Source organism: Bacillus horti (genome assembly GCF_030813115.1).
GTDB classification, from domain to species: Bacteria; Bacillota; Bacilli; order Caldalkalibacillales; family JCM-10596; genus Bacillus_CH; species Bacillus_CH horti.
In genome coordinates this window covers 251,318-272,920 of the sequence record NZ_JAUSTY010000004.1, presented here as the reverse complement: position 1 = coordinate 272,920, position 21,603 = coordinate 251,318, and the positions used below count along the sequence as shown (strand labels likewise).

Below are 21,603 nucleotides of genomic sequence, written 5' to 3'. Positions count from 1 at the left end.
GATTGAATGGATGAAAGTCTATGATGTAATTGTAGTCGGTGGTGGCCCTTCTGGATTAATGGCAGCTGCCTCAGCAGGAATGCTAGGTGCAAATGTTCTGTTATTAGATAAAGGAAACAAGCTAGGCCGCAAGCTAGCGATTTCTGGAGGTGGTCGTTGTAACGTCACGAACCGTATTCCCATAGAAGAAATGATTAAAAACATTCCTGGTAATGGACGTTTTATGTATAGTCCATTTGCTACTTTTAATAATGAAGATATTATTTCTTTTTTCGAACAGCTTGGTATTGCCCTAAAGGAAGAGGACCGCGGACGTATGTTTCCCGTTAATAATAAAGCGAAAAGCGTGGTAGATGCTCTTATTCGGAAAGTTAACGAAGGGAATGCTGAGATCAAAGTAAATACATCTGTTAAGGATGTTCTTTATAAAGAAGATCGTGTTGAAGGGGTACTTCTAGAATCAGGGGAGCAATTACTCGCTAAAAGTGTAATCCTAGCCGTTGGAGGGAAGTCTGTTCCTCACACAGGTTCAACGGGAGATGGGTATGCATGGGCTGAAAAAGCTGGTCATCACGTTACAGAGCTGTTTCCAACTGAGGTTCCTCTTATTTCTGAAGAGCCTTTTATTCAGGACCGGTCTCTTCAAGGGCTAGCTCTAAGAGAGGTTACACTAACTGTTATCAATCACAAAGGGAAAAAAGTCATCACTCATGATGGGGATTTACTATTCACACACTTTGGACTATCCGGACCCATTGCTCTGCGCTGTAGCCAATTCGTCTATAAGGTACAAAAGCAAGGAGACGTAAATGATGTTCTCTTAACCGTTGATATCTTCCCCTCTTTAGCTGCTGCTGACATTGAACAAGAGCTTCTAGAGTTATTAAAGCAACAGCCTCATAAGATGATCAAAAATATCTTAGGACAAAGGATTCCAGAAAGACTCCTGCCTATTCTCTTTGAGAAGGCAAAATTAGCAGAGGATCGTACTTTCCATGAGCTACCTAAGAAAGCATTCCAGCAATTTGTACAGCTCCTTAAAGCATTTCCGATTCGAGTCCATGGGACTCGCTCGATCGAGGAGGCTTTTGTTACCGGTGGTGGTGTAAGTGTTAAGGAAATTCAGCCAAACACGATGGCCTCCAAAAAGAAGCAAGGACTTTATTTCTGTGGTGAAATCCTAGATATACACGGATACACAGGGGGTTACAATATCACTTGTGCCCTTTCCACAGGATTTGTGGCTGGACGCCATGCCGGGTTAGAAGTCACTTCTCCATTAAATACAAATTAGAGAGCTATCCCTACGCTCTCTAACCTTCTCATATAGCCTACTATTCTCTTCAATCAATTATTTATCTAATCAACATTTCAGATTTCGCTTACTTACGATAAAACGGTCTGTCCTCTAAATTGACCTGGAGTAACTCCAGTCCATTTCTTAAACGCTACCTGAAAGGCACTTGGCTCTGAAAAATGCAGAAGATAAGCAATTTCCCCTATTGAATAGGAATTCGTCTGTAGAAAGGACATAGCTAATTCTTTTCGAATCTGAGCAGATAATTGGTTATATGAGGTATCCTCCTGTTTTAGCTTCGCTTGCAGGGAACGCACGCTCATATTAAAAGCCTCTGCCGTCTGTTGCAGGGTAGGAAGAGTATGGGGCAAAACATCCATCAGCCACTGACAAACCTCTTCTCCAAAGGACGGCTGTTGAACAATTTTCTGTTTAGCGTCTTCAGCTATTTTTTCAAAAATGCTCTGCAATCTAACGTCTGAGTACAAGATAGGATACTCTAACACTGCTTTACTAAAGCGTAGAGAGTTTTCATGTTGATCGAATTTAGGTTCTCTCCCTAGTACATGTAAATAAGGAGTAAGACTATCTGGTGCTGGATGAGTAAATTTGATGTCATGGAGCTGGATGTGTTCGCTCGTCATTTTAATCATGACATGAAATAAAGAACTTGCCATATCCTCCATACAATGTCGCGATACTTTTTTGGTTGAATCCTTAAGATATAAGCGAAGAACGAAATCCTCTCCCTCTATTCTATAATCCAACTGAAAACCACTACAGAGGATCACATTGTACCTCTGATAGGCTTTTAACGCATCTTCAACCTTCTCTGAATGCATCATGACTAACCCCAGTGTCCCCATATCTACAATGTCTAACATCTGCCCTTGATGTAGACCAAAGTAATCATCCCCTGTATATTCCGCTGCTTTTCTTGTTATTCTCTCTAGCTCCTCTTCAGATATCCGTGCTTCCACATCCTTTAGCAGTTCTGCATTAAATTGGGCATACTCACAGAATTGCTGCACATTAAAACCCTTGTAGCCGATCACCTTCATTATCGGATGAAGCATCGAAATAGAAACTCCTAAGCTATTCAAGATACTAACACTCCTCTGCGCATATTAACACAATCATTGCGGCTTTTATCATAGTATTACTTGCTTCTGCCGGCTATGATGAACATAGTTCTTTGCTATTATATTCATCAAAAAAATCTATTTATAAAGGAGTCATTTTCATGAAAAAAAGCATTCTCATTATTAATGGTCATCCTGATCCCCAAAGCTTTTGCTCTGCTTTATCAGAAGCGTACGAGCAGGGTGCGGCTTCTAAATCAGCAGAGGTCCGGACAATCGATTTAAGTAGCCTTGAGTTTGATCCTATTCTAAAGTATGGCTATCGTCAGAGAACTGAGCTTGAAGACGTGTTACTGAACGCCCAAGAATCTATCCGGTGGGCTGACCACCTTGTCTTTATTTATCCAACCTGGTGGGGAGCTATGCCTGCAATATTAAAAGGATTTATAGATCGTGTGTTTCTACCTGGCTTTGCTTTTAAGTATCGAGAGAACTCTCCACTTTGGGATAAGCTATTAAAAGGGAAGTCCGCCCATATTATTGTCACATCAGATACTCCAAGCTGGTATAATCGCATCATATACCATAGAGCAGGATATCGAGTCATGAAACAAAATATTCTTCAATTCTGTGGCATTACTCCCGTACGCATTACAGAAATTACACCTGTAAAGCAATCAACAGAGCAAAAAAGGGCTGCTTGGCTTGAGAAAATAAAGCAGCTTGGTATAAAGCTCGCTTAGGTATAATGATTACCATCTTATAAAGCTAACTACCTTTTTTAAAATCCTAATAATCCTTTAGGAAAAATCTTTTAATTAGACAACTGGATTTTCTAGAGTTCCGATGTCACTAACTTCAATTGAAACAGTATCCCCAGCCTTAATGAACTTTGGAGGATTAAAACCGTTTCCAACACCACTTGGAGTACCTGTGGCGATCAAATCACCAGGCTCTAGCGTCATTCCCCGAGAAATAACCTCGATAAGTGCTGGTATTGAGAAAATCATGTCTGAAGTCGTTCCATTTTGACGTACCTCACCATTTACAAGTGTTTTAATTTGTAATTGGTGAGGGTTTTCTATAGCTGACCGATGAACAATTCTAGGTCCAAACGGAGCAAAGCTATCTAATGATTTTCCTTTAAAGAATTGAACATGCTGCTGCTGTAAATCTCTAGCTGTCACATCATTTAATATAGAATAGCCAAAAACATAATCAAACGCCTCTGCAGCAGAAATATTCTTACCTTCCTTGCCAATAATCACTACAAGCTCGCCTTCATAATCAAGCTGCTGAGTCAGCTCAGGATAGGATTGAATCTCCTCCCCCTGACCAATAATGGCCGTATAAGGCTTAGTAAAAATAACAGGAAATTTCGGTAGTGCTACCGCCTGATCCTTGGCCATCTCTAGCACATGATCCGCATAATTCTTTCCAATACAAAAGATATTTTTAGGAGGAGCATACGGTGCTAGTACTTTAACCTCAGACTTCTCATAACGAGTAGTAATAGATCCATTTTTAACTTTCTCATTAAGAAGCTCTAATGCTGGCTTTCCTGCCCTGATAAAGGATAGTAAATCTGGATACTCACTTATAGGATCAAAAATTTCTAAGATCTCCTCTCCTTTTTCCACTCCCCAGCGAACGTTATCACTTTGTGCTGTAGCCTTAAACGTAACAAAATTCATCTCTTTCACTCCTTGATGTTTTCAAAAGTAGAAATATTCTAGTGCAATTCCAACTATTCTTACTATACATCTAAGCATGATTACATTGATTGAGCAAGTATAATTCTGATAGTATAGGATAGAACGTCTTCTTTTCGTGAAAGGAGGAACTATAGTGCAAATAGATTCAGTTCCTACAAATACTCATGCTTTAATTAACACATCATTTCCTATAAATTCTAACAGAAAACACAATGAAGGGGATACCCATAACACCCCTCCTCTCTTGTGGGGAGATAAAAGATACCATACGTGGAATTATCATCTACGCTCGAAATTTGGCAAGAAAGTATTTAAAGTCCCTCTAGACGCCGGCTTTACCTGCCCTAATCGCGATGGAAGTATTGCAGCAGGCGGCTGTACGTTTTGCAGTGCCAGAGGCTCAGGAGATTTTGCTGGAAGTCGGCGTGATGATCTTACTACTCAATTTAATGAGATTAAGGAACGCATGCATAAAAAGTGGCCACTGGCTGAATATATGGGATACTTCCAGGCCTATACGAATACGTATGCCCCTGTAGAGGAGCTGCGAGAGTTATACGAGGTTATATTAGAGCAAGAAGGCAACATCGGACTTGCCATTGCTACTAGACCAGATTGCCTTCCTGATGAAGTCATTGAGTATCTAGCTGAATTAAACGAAAGAACGTACCTCTGGGTAGAATTGGGGCTTCAAACTGTACATGACTCAACGGGTAATCTTATTAATCGTGCCCACGATTATCAGTGCTATGTTGACGGTGTAGCCAAGCTTCGCAAGCATAATATTAATGTTTGTAGCCATATTATTTACGGCCTGCCAGGTGAAACACATGAGATGATGCTAGAAACAGCTAAAGAAGTCTCCAAGCTAGACGTTCAAGGTCTAAAAATTCACCTTCTTCATCTTATGCGAAAAACACCTATGGTTAAGCAATATGAGCAGGGGCTGCTATCCTTTTTAGAAAAGGATGAGTATGTTGATTTAGTTGTTCGAACGTTAGAAATGATGCCACCTGAACTGATTATTCAGCGAGTTACAGGTGATGCTCCAGCGGATCTATTAATTGGACCTATGTGGAGCAGCAAGAAATGGGACGTGCTTAATTCCATAGATCGTCAGTTACGTGAACAGAATACGTGGCAAGGAAAGCTATGGAATGAAAGCATTAGACAAGAACCTAAAAAAGTGAGGCAAAAATGAAGCTACAAGGAATTCTACCCTTTACAAGAGATCTTTTAGCACAGCGAGTAAATAAAGGAGATTTAGTTGTTGATGCTACAATGGGGAACGGACTTGATACTCTGTTTTTGGCTAAGCTAGTAGGAGAGGCTGGACAGATTCTAGCATATGATGTGCAGCAGGAAGCTCTTGATCATACGAGGGAGCGGTTAATGAGAGAGAAGATTGCAACACCTGTTGAGCTTATGTTAAAAGGTCATGAAACCGTAGCCGAAGAGCTACAACATGCGAAAAAGCCTCTAGCAGCAGCTATGTTCAATCTAGGCTACCGACCAGGAAGCGATAAATCAATTGTGACAGTACCTCAGACAACTCTCCAAGCTATTCAAAGCCTGTGCCAGTATCTCAAACCTAATGGACTTATTACACTGGTCATTTATTCTGGACATGAATCTGGGAAGCAAGAGAAGGATCAGCTTCTAGCACGCCTTGGTACATGGGATCAAAAGGAATTCGATGTCCTGCAATATCAATTTATTAATCAGCAGAATAGTCCTCCTTTTTTACTCGTTATTCAAAAGAAATAGCCGTCTTCCAGCACTTAGCTGGTTGGCGGCTTCTACAGATTGTGCGTCAAGATAGTAACTAAATTGATAATAAACTTTTCAGAATGCTATAAAATAATTCTTCAGTTTTGCCTTAATTCCTCTTCCCCTAAAAGTTCTGATTCCTTAATATGGCGACATGAGATCAAAGATAGATTAATTCATTAACAAGTAAACATTATCACTTTGAACTGTATCTTGGGCAATTTTATTTCGGCGAATAGCACCACATTGAAGGCACTGATGAATAATCTGGTACCCTTTTTTCGAATGAATAATCAGATCAATCGGTTTCATTAAACCTTTACAGGTGCTTTGTCTATCACCAGGATCTTCATCCATATGTTTAGAATATAAGCACTCTGGACAGTGGTTACGATAACTCCCATTTGTTAAGGGTAAAATGACCGCACCACAATGTTCACACATAAATCCATTATTTTCTGCTTTTTTACTCAAGCCCTTTCCTCCTAGATCATATTTGATCTAGTTAGAAGGGTTCCGTATTTTCTTCTAGCCTCTTATTCAAGGCATGTCTCAGGCTTTGCTGATGTAGGGACTCCATTCACCGCTATTCCTCTAGGGTGTGCGATTACTTCTGATTCCAACTTCAATACAGCTTATTTCATCTGCATATCCGGACCTCGACTGATTTTAATTCATTTTGTATCAGCCACTGTAAGACAGATTTTTTCATCCACCTTCCACCAGTAGGTGTATCATCAGAGCACTGACTTTGGCTCCGTCCCCTAACGGACTTGAGTATGATAATAACTCATTTCGTTAACCAAACTATAGGCACTCCTGTTCACTTTTTATCATGCCGCCATATAGCTTAATAGTAACATAGCTTTAATCCGAACAAACACATTACAAAGAAATGATTGGATACAAAATATCAAAATCATACTCGTGTACCTCATCTGCAGGTATCTCAAACGTATTAATACTATTGAGGTAATTTGGCTCCAGAGTAAAAGCACCAAGGTTATAATCAACCTGATGACCTTCCTGCTCTATCCATTTTCCTAAAAACTGATACCGCTCTCCCATCTTCTCTCTACCTTTACATTGACAGCTTGTTTTTGCATATTTTCTAGTAGGTAAGACCATTTGCTCAACTCCAGCTGGAGCATTGTCAAACGAATCTACTTTAACTCCTACCCAAGCGTCTAAGGAGCCATCCGGCTGCTGCATATGACCTTGATCGTAAAGCACATAGCCTACCTCTGCATCAATAGCTAATGAGTCATTAACAAGCTTGTTTTTTAATTCCTGCCACGCTCTACGGATATCTTTCCCAAGACCAGATCCTTCCATGCTCCCGTTCGCCTTAAGGACAAGTAGCTTAAAGGATTCAACTGTCACAACCTCTGCACTCATCACGGCTTCTGTTCCCCTTTTCTCTATTTTATTTTGAAGGAGCTTTAATGCTCCAGGAATACTCTGAGGCTTGTATCCCTCAGGTCTGTTGGCTTTATCTACGTTCTTCTTCATTGGTTCACCCATGTCAAGTTACTCCTCTCTAAGGCTATTACTACTACTCATTTTCTTTGTTAATTGTTACCTTTTACTATAACAGGGAGATAGCAAATTACCTCTATCTCTTCCTCACCTGCACTTTGACCTGAAAGGATATACTTAGCAAACCATTGCCTAGAATCATCAGCCCTATACTCTGGATTAGTCTTAATCCAACCTTGCATGAGCTCTAGAACTCCTTTTAATGATCCTAATGCTTTGGTTCGCATACAGGCGTAATCTCCATCTCCAATTATTTTTCTTTGAATATATGTATGTCGTAGAAACTCCAGCTCAGGTTTAATTGACACACCATACTCGCTCCAGTGTCCCTCATCATTTGGATTCAAAGCATAAGAAAAATAAAGTTGTCCCTCTACTCTCCAATCAAAATCAATATGCTCCAGCCATTCACAAAGCTGTTGATCCGCCTGCTCTGATGAATCTACTCCTTGCACACGGCTATACGCTACGCAAAAAGGAGATACGTTCTGAATTTTAATCATGTTTGCTTTGCATTTACGTTCAATCGGAAGGTACAGCTTCATTCGGATTAATTTTTCCTTATTTACAATATACTCTTCTAGATACTCTGGATTTTTCATAATAAAGCTACTTTTTGGCAGCCATTCCGATACCAGTGTATTCCAAGCTGAGAGAACTTCCTGATCCTTTTTAGCTGAGCTCACAGCCATGGCATAAAGTCCACCTGATAGAAGCTCAAGCTTAAGCTGTTTAGTTTCCCATCTTCCCTCTCCCTGAACTGGAATAAGAATCTCATAGCCAATGTGGGAGGAAGAGGCGAGCTCAATATTTCTACCCAGAAATCGTAATTTATCTGTATTTAGGAGTAAATCTTTGACCAAAAGCTTCGCTCTCTGCAAAGCATTTCTCTCCAAGCCATCCTTACATAGTTGAACATGCCTATACACAAGGACGAGCATTGGTTTTAGACGAAGTACCTTCACATTTAAATCTTTGATCAGTGAATTTGATTCCTCTACCGTTTCCACAAGCTGAATACGATTAAAACAAAAATGCTGCTGAGATGCCCGGTACATGTCAGGAGATAATCCTACCCATTTTTTAAATGCCTTTGAAAAAGAAGCTTGAGTCTCAAATCCCGCTTTTAAGGCTATATCAATGATTGGCATAGCTGTGTTTCTTAAATCTTCAGACGCTATACTGATTCTTCTCTTGCGAATGTAATCCTTAATGGAGTGTCCTGTTAAAGAATAGAAAAGACGATACAGATGTGGTAATGAAAGAGCTGCCTGTTGGGCTATCAACGCTAAGTCTGCATGAACCTCTAAGTCTTTCTCTATATAGTTGATAGCTTCCTGCACATTTACTCTATAGTCCATCTTTTCTCAGAACACCTCCTCTTCCAGTTCCTACAGAGTAACTAACACAATTATAGCAACACTAATGCCTTAAGCTTTGTCCGCTTTTATCAAATTCACCATTAAACCTTCTTTATTTTACGATGAATAAGCCAGCCGTTCCAGTGGAAGAACCTCATGATCCACGACCCTTGCTTTATAAATGACTTAGCTACTTTTCTTACTTCCTGCTGCTTCCTTACCTTAGGGTCAGCTAAATAGATACTAATTAAGCCATCTACGACCATCTGATGAAAGGAGGAAAAAGGTAAACGATCTACCGCATGCTTAGATTGCTGATACATCCAAAGTAGCCTTTGCTGTTTTTCTCGCTCATCCTTATAGTAAAAACAAAAGTTCAGATCCCCTCCCTGGCGATCCTCTTCCTGATCTATAAAATAATCAAGCAAGATATGCAGCCCTTGTACATAAGGAAAGTATGATTGAAAAGCTTGTTGGTCTAAATCATCAGAATGTAAACGATTTGCTGCTAAAGCTGCGTAATAAAAAAGACCCAGTGTAGAGCCTGTAGCAGCTGCAAATTCATACCACTCTAACTGTGAGTATACATCCTTGTAATTCTCCCACCAGTCTCTCAGAGCTTCCTCCCTTTTCTCCGGGGTAATATGCTTATACACCTGCAAGTCACAATAGAGCTGTGCTAACACCATCATATGACTATGATAATGCTGAACGGATGGGAGTCGCTCTAAGGCAGCCTGACACGTTTGAACCAATTCCTTTAAATAGCCATTATCAGCTTTGTGCTCCTGATACTCATAATAATCCAGCTCATCCATATCAGAGGGCTTTGTAAGAGCATCAATCATAGCTTGATGTAATCTTCTAAAGTTCGTAGCATCCTGAGATATACTTCGATCACACAAATTATCTAAGTAATCACTAATTGTTTGATACGCCACAATAAACTGATAGACATATGTACGTAACTCCTTAGGTGCTAGCAAGGCATAAACGCCACCACCCTGACAGTGAAATTGTTTGCTCTTTATACTAGATAATGCCTGTTCTCTTAGCTCTTGGTCTGAGATGTTCTCTGCTTTCCTTTTCCAATAGCTAAGCTGTTTATGTATAGCAGGAAGGGTTTGTTTATATACCGCCTTCATGAGTTGAATCGGCTTTTGCGGAACCTGTGCTCGTATTCGATGGTTGTTCCTCTGATCAGTGATCTGATTTGACATATCTGCCCCTCCCGTTTTGCTTACTTCTCCAGCCAATTATTCTACGTTTATTGTAGCATGCTAAAGCACTAATATCTATTTGCACATTTCTATAGATTTTAAGGATAAATGATTAAAGAAAAGGGTACGTCTAAACAAACAATAATGAAAGGGTGTAATAAGCATGGGACAAAACGATATATTTAATCAAATACCAAAGCAGGTACCTGCACAGCAACAGGAGGTACAGCCTGGAATTGAAGCTCAAATGAACCCGAGACCCCTTTATGACAACCCCTCCTACAAAGGAAGCGGAAAACTTAAGGATCGAGTTGTTCTTATTACAGGAGGTGACAGCGGTATCGGTCGGGCGGTATCTGTTGCCTTCGCCAAGGAAGGGGCTAAGCTAGCTATCCTCTATCTGAATGAAGAGCAGGATGCTCAGGAGACTAAGAAAATAGTTGAGGAAAAAGGTGGACAATGCCACCTCATAGCCGGAGACATCGGTTCAGAGGCATTTTGCCAACAGGTGGTGGAACAGGTTGTCCAAACGTTTGGTAAGCTTGATATCTTGATCAACAACGCGGCCATGCAGGTGCCCCAAAAAGATATTCGGAACATCTCTGCTGATCAGCTAGAGCTTACGTTTAGGACAAACCTTTATTCCTACTTTTATCTAACCAAAGCTGCCCTACCTTATTTATCAAAAGGAAGTAGCATTGTGAATACAACGTCTGTTACTGCATACAAAGGGCATGATCAGCTTGTCGACTACTCCTCCACAAAGGGAGCTATCGTCTCCTTTACCCGCTCGTTATCTGAGCAGATTGCTGGTCAGGGCATTAGAGTGAATGGAATAGCACCTGGTCCGATATGGACACCTTTAATCCCTGCTACCTTTGAAGCAAGTAAGGTGGCTCAGTTTGGTCAAGACACTCCTATGAAGCGTCCTGGACAACCCTTTGAGCTCGCCCCAGCTTATGTCTATCTAGCATCAGACGATTCATCCTACATGTCTGGTCAGGTCTTGCACATCAATGGTGGGACGATCGTTAACGGATAAGTCACTCCTATTCATTCTCCACTTACAGTGATAAAATTGTTATATCATAATTGTAATTGAGGTGCTTATTCATGATTTTACCTTACAAAGGAAAAGAGCCTGTAATCTCACCTAACGCCTACGTTTCTAACGGTGTTGTCATTACAGGAGATGTTGAAATCGGTGAGGATACAAGTATTTGGTACAACACAGTAATACGCGGTGACGTTTCACCTACTGTTATCGGCAAAAGGGTAAGCATTCAAGACAACTCAACTCTCCATCAAAGCCCTAATATACCCTTGATTATTGAGGATGATGTTACAGTGGGACATAACGTTGTTTTACACAGCTGTCATATTAAGCAAGGAGCTCTAATCGGTATGGGAGCTATTATTCTGGATGGAGTAGAAATTGGTGAAGAGGCTATGGTTGGGGCAGGAGCTTTAGTTCCACCAGGGAAAAAGATACCTCCTCGCACCCTTGTTGTCGGTTCACCAGCCAAAGTAGTCAGGGAGCTTAATGACCATGATTTCTCTGAGCTTAAACGAATAAGAGAAACATATGTAGAAAAAGGTAAGTACTATAAAGAGGTTGAACTGGCAACATTGGCTAAACAAGAGACCGATAAATCATAATATCAAAAAAAAGAAGAAAAGGAACAGTTGCTTTAAGCAGGCTGTAAACTTTTCTTCTTTTTTCTTATTGAGCCATAGTCCATTTCTACTTTTTCTTCATGGCTTTTTTATGATCGGCTCTAGCCTTCAATTTCTCCTTACGCTCAAGATATTGCAGTTCCCTTTGAGTCTTCAGATAGCTAGTAAAGCGCTCAGCATCCAATCTTCCCTCTTCAATGGCCAGCTTGACAGCACAATGAGGCTCATTTTTATGTGTACAGTCTGTAAAACGGCATTCCCGAGCCAAATCCTCAATATCTTTAAAGCTCTCAGTAAAGCCCTGTCCACCTTCCCATAGCTGAAGCTCCCTCATTCCATGAGTATCAATAATGATTCCACCAGATGGAAGGATAATCAACTCACGATGCGTGGTTGTATGCTTCCCGCGATCATCTCCTTGGCGGATATCATTGACCTTCTGAATATCCTCTCCATAAAGCTGGTTTATCAGTGTGGATTTACCCACTCCTGATGAACCTAATAAGGCTGCCGTAATCCCTGGCTTCACATATTGAGCAATATCCTCAATGCCTTCTTTAGTTACAGAGCTTAGGATATGCACAGGAACCCCAATAGCGATCGATTCCACAGCAGCTAGCTTATCCTGTACATCTGAGCAAAGGTCAGCCTTAGAAAGAATAATAACTGGCGTCGCTCCACTTTCCCACGCCATAATTAAATAGCGCTCTAATCTTCGAATGTTAAAATCATTATTTAAGGCTGTAACAAGAAAAACATAGTCCACATTTGTAGCCACAATTTGTTCTTCCGTCGTCATTCCTGCGTTATTTCTAGAGAATTTAGATTTTCTAGGAAGCACGGCATGAATCGTCGCTTTACCTTCCTCTGCCCTAGGCTTAATCGCAACCCAGTCTCCTACAGCAGGGAAATCTTCAATACCCTGTGCTTCGAAACGTAGCTTACCTGCAATTTCTGCAAGTAGTTCACCATGTTCTGTGTAAATCCGGTATATATGCTTATGCTCAAGTGCCACTCTCCCTAGAGAAAAGCCTTGCTCTATAAATGGCGTAGCCAAGTCCTGAAATTCATTGTTCAGGCCTAAATGTATTAAATTCAAATTGAATTCTCCCTTCAAATACAACGATTTGATCACAGAGAATCCCTTTGTCTGTTCATCAATTCAAAAGGAGTAATCACTGTGACCTACTGACTTTCACCCGCTTTTAGTCCGCTATCTGTACCATTAAATGAAACCTTTGTCACAATTAACATATTTATCACTCCTCTCATTGATTAAACAGCTTTATAAAAGGCTTGGCTTCATGCGAATTACGAAGCTCAACAGCAATAGCCTTATGGTCATCATAGCACGGCTCTGCTCATTTTTCTATCCACTCCCTTAAATCTGTAATAATTAATATAGCTTTCCATGGCGATACAGGAGAGAAAATAAACGTTTGACCGCATTGATATAGCACGTACTACGGATCGTTTCATAGCCACGAACAAAATACTTATTGAACACTTCCTCAAACGTAGACAGCATATATTCATTCATTTCATTTAGAACCTGTTCCTCTGTATAAAGCTGAGTTACTCGATCCTGCTTCCATTCCAGATAGGACACAATAACCCCACCAGCATTCGCTAGGATATCTGGGATAACGACCTTATCCTGACCATGTAGAAATAAGTCTGCCTCTTGTGTTACTGGTGCGTTGGCTCCTTCTACAATAATAGATGCTTGTATTCGTTCCATATTATCCTTTGTAATCTGATTTTCTATGGCTGCTAGGATTAGAACATCCACTTCTAGGGTTAATACGGCAGAGCGTCCCTCAATCGTAGCCTCAACTCCTGCTTCCTTCAGCTCTTCTTGATTACAAGGCATAACCCCGTTTTCCTTCGCATACTTCTCTAATTTGAAAATATCTAAGCCTTCTTCATGGTATAACGTTACTCGATGATCACTAATAGCGACTACCTTATGCTTTAACTGCTCTGCTTTTACAGTCTCTAATGCAGCAACGCTGCCTACATTACCAAAGCCCTGAACGGCAACCTTGATAGGCTCACCCTGATCACTTTTCTCATACAGGCTCTTGATCACTTTGTATTGATTATAATGAGTAGACTCTTTTAGTTGATCTTCCTTCTTCGCCATCTCCCTAGCCCACTCATTCACCAGCCAAAAGTAGCTAAAAAACGTCCCTTTCCCTGTTGCCTCACGCCTTCCACATGCTCCACCATTCTCAATGCTTTTGCCTGTAAAAGATCCTAGATAATTTTCACCTGGATGAATCGTTTTATATTCACCTACCATCCAGTCCATGATCTTTTCATTTGTTCCTACATCTGGAGCGGGAATGTCGTGCTCTGGTCCAATATCAGGGGCAAAGCGTTGCACGTATTTTTTAGAGACGAAATAAAGCTCTCGATCTGTAAATGTTTTCGGATCAATAACTACTCCGCCCTTTGCTCCACCGTAAGGCAGCTTATGCAAAGCGTTTTTTAAAGTCATCAGGATAGCTAAATTTTCAACCTCTTCCTCATTTACGGATTCACTAAAACGAATTCCACCTTTATAGAAGCCAGATATATTATTGTGCTGAATCCTGAAGGCCGGTATACGTACGACACTTCCATTATCTCGTGAGACACGTATGTAGCTTTTAATAATTTTATCCGTTGTAATCAAAATTTCCTTGCCGGATTCAAAAATCTGCTTTCTTCGATCATTCTTTAACTCTGGTAAAAAGCTTTCATCCTGATACAGGGCGTCGATTGATTTTTCAATGGTATGCTTCGTTTGTAATGTAGACATATACAGCCACCTCTTTTATCGCTTTTAATTTTGATCGTAAAATGAATGAATACTTTTATGGTAACATAATTACCCTCATCTAAGACAAAATAAAAGTCATACACTGACTTGCTTTTTGTGCTGCGAACGTACTTTAAGCATGAGCTTAAATAGTTTTCCTTCATTATTTTTAATAGTATACAACATTAAGTTAATTGTGTTATACTATTTTGTATCTTAGTTCATATAAGATGCATAAAATATGGAATATGATTTATGAATATGTTGTTCTATCATTCATTATTAATTCATTGACAGAAAGGATTGTTTGAAGTGAGCGTACTTAGTATACCTAATGCTTTAATGCAGCTTTTAGAAGAACAGGCCTTATGCGATTTATCTGTAGCCCAATTAGTGGAACATAGCATTAGCCGACAGGAGGGACATTTGACTCCAACTGGAGCTTTGAGAACATTAACCGGAACGTATACGGGTCGCTCTCCTAAGGACAAATTTATTGTGAGAGACCGCTTAAGTGAGCAGGACGTAGACTGGGGCAATGTTAATCAGCCTATTTCTGAAGCCGTTTTTGAAAAGCTCTATTTTAAAGTCATTGAATACTTAAAGGATAAAGAAAGGTACGTCTTTAACGGTTATGCTGGTACAGATAAACGATATCGTATCCCGATTAGAGTCATTAACGAGAGGGCTTGGCATAACCTGTTTGCTCACCAGCTTTTTGTACGTCGATCGACCGATGATCCTATCGAGACAGAGGGCCTTTTTACCATTGTTTCTGCACCGGGCTTTAAAGCAGATCCTGTAGTAGATGGTACTCATTCTGAAGCGTTTGTACTCGTTAGCTTTGAAAAGAGGATCGTCCTAATCGGAGGGACGGAATACGCGGGAGAAATGAAAAAGTCCATTTTCAGCGTGATGAATTATGTCCTACCAAAAAAGAACGTGTTTCCGATGCATTGCTCTGCTAATGTTGGAGACGCCGGGGACGTAGCGCTATTCTTTGGACTATCAGGTACGGGGAAAACAACCTTATCTGCTGACCCATTCAGAAGATTAATCGGAGATGATGAACACGGCTGGTCAGAGGACGGTGTCTTTAATATTGAAGGAGGCTGCTACGCTAAATGTATCCATTTGTCTCCGGAAAAAGAGCCTCAGATCTGGAATGCTATCCGCTTTGGTACGGTCCTAGAAAATGTGGATTATCATGCGGTTACTGGAGAAATTGATTACTCTAGTAGCAAATATACGGAGAATACAAGAGCTGCCTATCCAATCGATTATATTCCTGGTGCTCAGTTACCTAGTGTTGCCGGTCATCCTAACGTCATTATCTTTTTAACAGCGGATGCTTTCGGTGTTCTGCCTCCTATCTCAAAGCTAACTAAGGAGCAAGCGATGTACCATTTTCTGTCTGGCTACACCAGCAAGCTTGCTGGGACTGAACGCGGAGTGACTGAGCCAGAAGCAACGTTTTCAACGTGCTTTGGAGCTCCTTTCCTACCTTTAGCTCCAGATGTATATGCAGAAATGCTAGGCGAAAAGATGGAGCAGCATGATACAGACGTATACTTAGTGAATACAGGCTGGACTGGTGGTGGATACGGTGTAGGACAGCGGATGAATTTAACATATACACGTGCTATGGTTACTGCAGCTATTCAAGGAGAGCTCAAAGAAGTCAGCTATGAGCAAGAGCCTGTTTTTGGTTTGTTTGTTCCTACCTCCTGCCCTAGTGTTCCTGCCGAGCTTCTACAGCCTAGGAATACATGGATCGATAAGGAAGTATATGATCAAAAGGCAACTGAGCTAGCTCAGTTGTTTGTCCAGAACTTTAAGCGATTTAACCTTTCTACAGGTTTAGAGCTGTCGGCTGGACCAAAACTATAGGCTAGTGCGGATAAGCAACACCTCCGTTCGTTAGACTGTATTTTATAGATCTGCCCTCTTGGAAAAGGATATTTTCAGCAATTCTTTTCAACAAAAGAGGTCTTTTTTCAATTAAATCATCCCTGTCCCTTCATTTTTTTGTGGGATCAAGGTACACTTAGACTAGTCATATTTGTTATTCGGAGGTTTTTCATGCTAAAAAGACTACTTGTTGTTTTTATTGTAATAGCTATTCTAATTTTGCTGGTTGCAGGGTTTATCCTCCTGATTTTTTGACTTTAAGAACAACTACATGATTTACTGCTTAGCCATAGCTCTATGTTCAAGAGCTATGGCTATTTATGTAGTTCTACTACAGCGTGCACAAAATATAAAATAGTTTCCGTGAACCTATCACCTCGTCTTTTTATCTAATTAATGAAGCAGTAAATGAAAGGAGGAGAATATGAGACAAGAAATTGTAAGCAAGGTAAAACAAGCGCAAAAAGGAAATAAAGAAGCATTCTGTTGGCTGATCAAGCATTATGAACAAACCCTATATCGAATTGCCAAGTCCTACTTAAAATCAGATGCAGATTGTGCGGATGTGATTCAGGAAACTATTCTAATGGCCTATCAAAACCTGAAAAGCTTAAGGCAGCCTGAATATTTTTATACGTGGCTTGTACGGATAGAAATCAACGAATGTCATAGGTCGTTAAAGCAGAAAAAGAAAATCATCCCTGTCCAGACTCTCAAAGACAAGCCTCATATAGATAACTATGAACAGCTAGAGCTACAAGAAATTCTTGAACAGTTGGATGAAGATTTACGTATTATAGTCACGCTCTACTATCAGGAGGATTGTTCTATTAAGGAGATTGCTGAGATGCTCGACATCCCCATTGGCACTGTTAAATCAAGGTTGTTTCGAGCAAGAACACAGCTAATAAAGGTCATGAATAAATCGAATGCGAGGTGTGCCTCAAATGAACCATTCTGAGATGGATAGCCAGTTAAAGCGACAATTGAAGAGAGTAAATTCCGATACCCCCGAAATTATATATCAGCGAATTGATCAAACTCTTCAGCAACTACCAGTAAATAGGAAACTTAGAAGACATGTTGCTCTAACAGCTTGTGCTTTTATTCTTTGTTTCGTTGGATTAACGGTTTCAGCCTTCTTTTCCCCAGCGGTTGCTCAATCCTTGCAGAACCTACCTTTCTTATCCACGATTTTTCAGAAATCAGGAGATGAAGGTTTAAGACAAGCATCCAGCCAAGGTTTTACAGACGAGATCAAACAATCGGTAAATGACCAAGGCTTAGAAATTACAGTGGATGAAGTCTTATATGATGGCTCAAGGATAGCGATTGGTTATTCTATCACGGATAATGGTGAATATGGAACAAGCCATCCCGACAAATTAAAGCATTTCAATCAGATGTACGAGGGAAGAAGCTTCTACCAAGCTTCTATATTAGATCAATATATAGAAATTAGTGAAGATGATTTTATCGGTATTAAAGAGATGAAGCTTTCTATTAACGGAGAAGAAACAGCCGCCTTTACCATTAACAATACGATCTATAGATCACCTCAAAAACAGCATTATATAGGCTTCTCAAGTATGAGGTTACCCACAGATCTTCCAGACGAGTTTACACTGTCCCTCTCTATTCAAGAGATTGGACAGCTCCAGGGAGATTGGAGTTTTCATTTTCCTGTGTCCCGTGTAATCGCAGACCAATCAACTACCTCTCACTCATTAGAAATGGAAGAAACAATAGGTGATGCAACTTTATCGGTAACAGGAGTAAACGTTTATCCAAGCTCAACAGCTATACACTACTCTCTTTCATACCCCAGTGATGGGATGACACACCAGTACCTCGAAGAAAATGAGCTATTTTTTAGGGTACAGGACGAACATGGTATAGATATGATTCGGCAAGTGAGAGGAACGAGACTAATTGTTACCGAAAATATGATTACTGAGGAATTTACTACATGGATAAATCCTTTATCAGCTAACCATTCATTCGTAACGTTACAGCCCCAAGTATTAAACCGGCAAGCTATTCAATTCAACTCAGCACCATTTCCTGACACCTTCCCATTAATAATAAGCCAAGGAGATGTCGGAGAGCTTCAAATTAATGATATTAAGCACTTTGAAGACAGAACACTCGTCTTTGGTCAGGCACTCGGTCAGGCTCCATATGAACAAAGTCATGAGCTTTGGTTTGAGGATCAACGCGGCTTTAAAACCCACTTCAGAGATATCACCTATACTCACTCATTAGATGAAGAGCATCCAGGAGCTTTCGTTCTTGAGTTCCCTTATTTAAGACAGGAGGTACTTAATCAGCTACACATTGTCACTAGAGAATTAAGTGTTTCAGACCTATGGAAAGAATTTAGAATGGAGATTCCTTTAAACTGAAAAAAATAGGCAAACACACAAAAGGAACATAGTGAATAGAATGACACTACCCCTATCTATAAATAAAGGAGTGTGTCAGACAACAATGGGATGGCTTCGCATTATTCTTTGTGTAGTCCTAGTACTCACAATGGTCAGCTTAGCCGCTTGTTCCTCCTCGACTAACGGGCTAGAGCAGGTACGAGTGGCTGAGGTAACGAGATCTATTTTTTACGCTCCGCTTTATGTAGCGGTAACGAAGGGCTTTTTTGAGGAGCAAGGGTTGGAGGTTGAGATCACTACAGCCTGGGGTGGTGACAAGACGATGACGACTCTTATATCCGATGGAGCAGACATAGCTCTTGTCGGAAGCGAAACAAGTATTTATGTGTATCAGCAAGGAACAGATGATCCAATTATCAACTTCGCACAATTGACTCAAACGGATGGGACTTTTTTGGTAGCCAGAGAAGAGCATGATTCCTTCTCTTGGGATCAACTGAATGATTCCGTATTTCTAGGTCAACGTGTAGGTGGTATGCCTCAGATGGTAGGTGAATACGTTCTGAAACAGCACGGTATTGATCCACAAGCAGATTTGGAGCTCATTCAAAATATTGACTTTAGTAATATTCCTAATGCGTTTGCCTCTGGTACGGGAGAGTATGTGCAGCTTTTTGAGCCTCAAGCTACCCTCTTTGAAAAAGAAGGTATTGGGCATATTGTTGCGTCCTTCGGTGCTGAGAGTGGGCAAATCCCTTATACGGTGTTCATGTCCAAACAGAGCTATATTAACGATAATGCTGATACTATTCAACGCTTTACCAATGCAATATATAAGGCTCAGCAGTACGTCTATGCAACGCCTACAGAAGAGATTGCTGAAGCAATCTTACCTTTCTTTGAGGATACAGATCTAGATATCGTCATATCCGTTATCAATCGTTATGCTGAGCAAGAATCCTACGCTCCAACTCCTATTCTTCAGGAGGAGTCTTGGCTCTTATTGCAGGAAATCATTGATCAGGCTGGGGAGCTTGAGCAGATTGTAGAGTATGATACATTGGTGGAAACAAGATTTGCCGAACAGGCAATCAATCAATAAGCATCGTGTTCATTTTAGCCGGGACTGTTGTCTCGGTTTTTTTTGATTCTTTTCGCACCTTCTATCTCATCCAGCCATAGAATACTGTATCTCTATCCACCTTTACCTAGAGCAGAATCTATAATAAGGAGGGATTGCTTTTGTCCACTCAAGCTAGCATCGAGCTTCAGCATGTTTCACATGTATTTGTCACGCAAAAGGAAGCAAACGTAGCCATTGAAAATATTTCTTTGACGGTGGAGCCGGGAGAGTTTATTAGCCTGGTTGGTCCAAGTGGCTGCGGTAAAAGCACGATCCTCTCCTCCATTTCAGGTCTTCTTCAACCAACAAAAGGGACGATAAAGATCCATGGAGTAGAGAAAACAAAACCTTCAGCAGACATTGGCTATATGCTTCAAAGTGATTACTTATTTGAATGGAAATCTATTCTAAAAAATGTATTGACCGGGTTAAAGGTCATGAAGCGTCTAGACCAAGAAACAAGAAATTACGCCAATTATCTGCTTCATGAGATGGGGCTTTCTGCTTTTAAGCACCATTATCCTTCACAGCTTTCAGGAGGCATGAGACAACGAGCTTCACTTGTTCGAACTCTGGTTACTAACCCTGACATCCTCCTGCTTGATGAGCCTTTTTCAGCTCTTGATTATCAAACAAAGCTACAGCTTGAGGATCTGGTATGGAAAACGTTAAAAAGCCATCAAAAAACAGCCGTACTTGTTACTCATGATATCGCTGAGAGCATAGCGATGTCTGATCGTATATATATTTTGGAAAAAAATCCTGGACGTATTAAAGAAGAAATCGTTGTACCTGAGGAGATTCGTGCTGAAAAACCATTTTTAGCTAGAGAAAACGTAGGCTTTCGTGATATTTTTCAGCGCATTTGGAAGGAGCTGGACGCTGATGAAGGATGAATGGAAGTCTTTACATCAACAGTATATTCGGAGCCAAAGAAAGCAACGTTTTTATATCATCACCACTCAGCTATCCATCTTAGTCTTCTTTTTCACACTGTGGGAGGTGTCTTCACTTTTAAAATGGATCAATCCCCTAATCTTCAGCCAACCAAGTAAGGTTTTTGATCTACTTCTGCGTAATCTGATGGATGGGAGCTTAGCCCCACATGTTTGGACAACATTTTTGGAGACGGTTGTGGGTTTTTTACTTGGAACGATTATTGGAACTCTGCTGGCAACGTTATTATGGTGGTCAAAATTCCTAAGTAAAGTACTTGATCCTTATTTGGTAGTCTTAAATAGTATGCCTAAAGTAGCCCTTGGACCATTATTTATTGTGGGACTTGGTCCTGGCTTTATTTCCATAATGGCTATGGCTTTAGCGATTACCGTTATTATTACGACCATAGTGGTGTACACTCGCTTTAAAGAGGTAGACCCTAATTATAGTAAGGTTATTCAAACCTTTGGAGGAAAAAAAGCAAATGTCTATCGCTCCGTTATTCTCCCGGCCTCCTTTCCAACCATCGTCTCCACCTTAAAAGTCAATGTGGGCTTAGCCTGGGTAGGGGTCATTGTTGGTGAATTCTTAGTAGCTAAGCAGGGCTTAGGATATCTAATCATCTATGGCTTTCAGGTTTTTAACTTCACCTTAGTTCTGATGAGCCTGCTGGTTATTGCCATCATTGCAACACTTATGTATCAAGGCGTCTATTATTTAGAGAAATTTCTAATCCGCTCTATGTCATAGGCCTTTCTTTTATTCGCATACGAGTC

Annotated in this window: 20 protein-coding genes; 12 read left to right on the top strand and 8 right to left on the bottom strand. The window is 40.5% G+C overall.

The annotated features are described in order from the left end of the window. Positions 1-10 precede the first annotated feature (10 nt). Positions 11-1,294, top strand: coding sequence for a BaiN/RdsA family NAD(P)/FAD-dependent oxidoreductase (locus J2S11_RS06430; RefSeq protein WP_307392486.1), 1,284 nt, complete (start codon positions 11-13; stop codon positions 1,292-1,294). 92 nt (positions 1,295-1,386) lie between these two features. Here J2S11_RS06430 and J2S11_RS06425 read toward each other — a convergent pair whose 3' ends face one another. After that, positions 1,387-2,400: an AraC family transcriptional regulator gene (locus tag J2S11_RS06425; RefSeq protein ID WP_307392483.1), complete on the bottom strand. Its 1,014-nt coding sequence runs from the start codon at positions 2,398-2,400 to the stop codon at positions 1,387-1,389. 140 nt (positions 2,401-2,540) lie between these two features. Here J2S11_RS06425 and J2S11_RS06420 point away from each other — a divergent pair, with 140 nt between their 5' ends. Continuing rightward, positions 2,541-3,122: an NAD(P)H-dependent oxidoreductase gene (locus J2S11_RS06420; protein ID WP_307392480.1), complete on the top strand. Its 582-nt coding sequence runs from the start codon at positions 2,541-2,543 to the stop codon at positions 3,120-3,122. Between the two features lie 75 nt (positions 3,123-3,197). On the opposite strand, the gene J2S11_RS06415 is transcribed toward J2S11_RS06420, so the two are convergent. Beyond that, positions 3,198-4,073: a fumarylacetoacetate hydrolase family protein gene (locus J2S11_RS06415; protein ID WP_307392477.1), complete on the bottom strand. Its 876-nt coding sequence runs from the start codon at positions 4,071-4,073 to the stop codon at positions 3,198-3,200. 211 nt (positions 4,074-4,284) lie between these two features. Between J2S11_RS06415 and mnmL the strand changes: the two genes are divergently transcribed. Beyond that, a complete protein-coding gene (mnmL, locus tag J2S11_RS06410; RefSeq protein ID WP_307392604.1) occupies positions 4,285-5,295 on the top strand; it encodes a tRNA modification radical SAM protein MnmL/YtqA in 1,011 nt (336 codons plus the stop codon). Further along, a complete protein-coding gene (mnmM, locus tag J2S11_RS06405; RefSeq protein ID WP_307392474.1) occupies positions 5,292-5,861 on the top strand; it encodes a tRNA 5-(aminomethyl)-2-thiouridylate-methyltransferase MnmM in 570 nt (189 codons plus the stop codon). The genes mnmL and mnmM overlap by 4 nt, the downstream gene beginning before the upstream one ends. A 174-nt stretch (positions 5,862-6,035) precedes the next feature. Here the strand turns inward: mnmM and J2S11_RS06400 are convergent, their stop codons facing one another. The 4 genes from J2S11_RS06400 to J2S11_RS06385 all read right to left on the bottom strand — a co-directional run bounded on the left by J2S11_RS06400 (position 6,036) and on the right by J2S11_RS06385 (position 9,984). Further along, positions 6,036-6,338, bottom strand: a complete 303-nt coding sequence (locus J2S11_RS06400) for an RNHCP domain-containing protein (protein ID WP_307392472.1) — start codon at positions 6,336-6,338, stop codon at positions 6,036-6,038. Positions 6,339-6,749: 411 nt separating this feature from the next. Beyond that, a complete protein-coding gene (locus J2S11_RS06395) occupies positions 6,750-7,388 on the bottom strand; it encodes a GyrI-like domain-containing protein (protein ID WP_307392469.1) in 639 nt (212 codons plus the stop codon). A 47-nt stretch (positions 7,389-7,435) separates the two neighbouring features. Further along, positions 7,436-8,764 (bottom strand): AraC family transcriptional regulator, encoded by a 1,329-nt coding sequence (locus J2S11_RS06390; protein WP_307392467.1) that lies wholly within the window; start codon positions 8,762-8,764, stop codon positions 7,436-7,438. A gap of 101 nt (positions 8,765-8,865) precedes the next feature. Next, positions 8,866-9,984: a tetraprenyl-beta-curcumene synthase family protein gene (locus J2S11_RS06385; protein WP_307392465.1), complete on the bottom strand. Its 1,119-nt coding sequence runs from the start codon at positions 9,982-9,984 to the stop codon at positions 8,866-8,868. Between the two features lie 163 nt (positions 9,985-10,147). Here J2S11_RS06385 and J2S11_RS06380 point away from each other — a divergent pair, with 163 nt between their 5' ends. Together J2S11_RS06380 and J2S11_RS06375 are read left to right on the top strand one after the other, a co-directional pair. Continuing rightward, positions 10,148-11,026: an SDR family oxidoreductase gene (locus J2S11_RS06380; RefSeq protein ID WP_307392462.1), complete on the top strand. Its 879-nt coding sequence runs from the start codon at positions 10,148-10,150 to the stop codon at positions 11,024-11,026. 71 nt (positions 11,027-11,097) lie between these two features. After that, positions 11,098-11,643 (top strand): gamma carbonic anhydrase, encoded by a 546-nt coding sequence (locus J2S11_RS06375; RefSeq protein ID WP_307392459.1) that lies wholly within the window; start codon positions 11,098-11,100, stop codon positions 11,641-11,643. 85 nt (positions 11,644-11,728) lie between these two features. On the opposite strand, the gene rsgA is transcribed toward J2S11_RS06375, so the two are convergent. Together rsgA and J2S11_RS06365 are read right to left on the bottom strand one after the other, a co-directional pair. Further along, the gene (gene rsgA / locus J2S11_RS06370; protein ID WP_370875466.1) at positions 11,729-12,760 is read right to left on the bottom strand and encodes a ribosome small subunit-dependent GTPase A; all 1,032 of its coding nucleotides are present in this window, start codon (positions 12,758-12,760) and stop codon (positions 11,729-11,731) included. A gap of 297 nt (positions 12,761-13,057) precedes the next feature. Further along, positions 13,058-14,467, bottom strand: coding sequence for a Glu/Leu/Phe/Val family dehydrogenase (locus J2S11_RS06365; RefSeq protein ID WP_307392456.1), 1,410 nt, complete (start codon positions 14,465-14,467; stop codon positions 13,058-13,060). A gap of 342 nt (positions 14,468-14,809) precedes the next feature. Between J2S11_RS06365 and pckA the strand changes: the two genes are divergently transcribed. The 6 genes from pckA to J2S11_RS06335 all read left to right on the top strand — a co-directional run bounded on the left by pckA (position 14,810) and on the right by J2S11_RS06335 (position 21,577). Then, complete coding sequence (gene pckA / locus J2S11_RS06360; protein ID WP_307392601.1) at positions 14,810-16,357, top strand: phosphoenolpyruvate carboxykinase (ATP); 1,548 nt, start codon at positions 14,810-14,812, stop codon at positions 16,355-16,357. A gap of 445 nt (positions 16,358-16,802) precedes the next feature. Continuing rightward, a complete protein-coding gene (locus J2S11_RS06355; RefSeq protein ID WP_307392454.1) occupies positions 16,803-17,339 on the top strand; it encodes an RNA polymerase sigma factor in 537 nt (178 codons plus the stop codon). Continuing rightward, complete coding sequence (locus J2S11_RS06350) at positions 17,326-18,783, top strand: DUF4179 domain-containing protein (RefSeq protein WP_307392452.1); 1,458 nt, start codon at positions 17,326-17,328, stop codon at positions 18,781-18,783. Before J2S11_RS06355 ends, J2S11_RS06350 begins: the two co-directional genes overlap by 14 nt. Positions 18,784-18,868: 85 nt before the next feature. After that, the gene (locus J2S11_RS06345; RefSeq protein WP_307392450.1) at positions 18,869-19,867 is read left to right on the top strand and encodes an ABC transporter substrate-binding protein; all 999 of its coding nucleotides are present in this window, start codon (positions 18,869-18,871) and stop codon (positions 19,865-19,867) included. Between the two features lie 140 nt (positions 19,868-20,007). Next, positions 20,008-20,784 (top strand): ABC transporter ATP-binding protein, encoded by a 777-nt coding sequence (locus tag J2S11_RS06340; RefSeq protein WP_307392449.1) that lies wholly within the window; start codon positions 20,008-20,010, stop codon positions 20,782-20,784. Continuing rightward, positions 20,774-21,577, top strand: a complete 804-nt coding sequence (locus J2S11_RS06335) for an ABC transporter permease (protein ID WP_307392446.1) — start codon at positions 20,774-20,776, stop codon at positions 21,575-21,577. The genes J2S11_RS06340 and J2S11_RS06335 overlap by 11 nt, the downstream gene beginning before the upstream one ends. Positions 21,578-21,603: the final 26 nt, after the last annotated feature.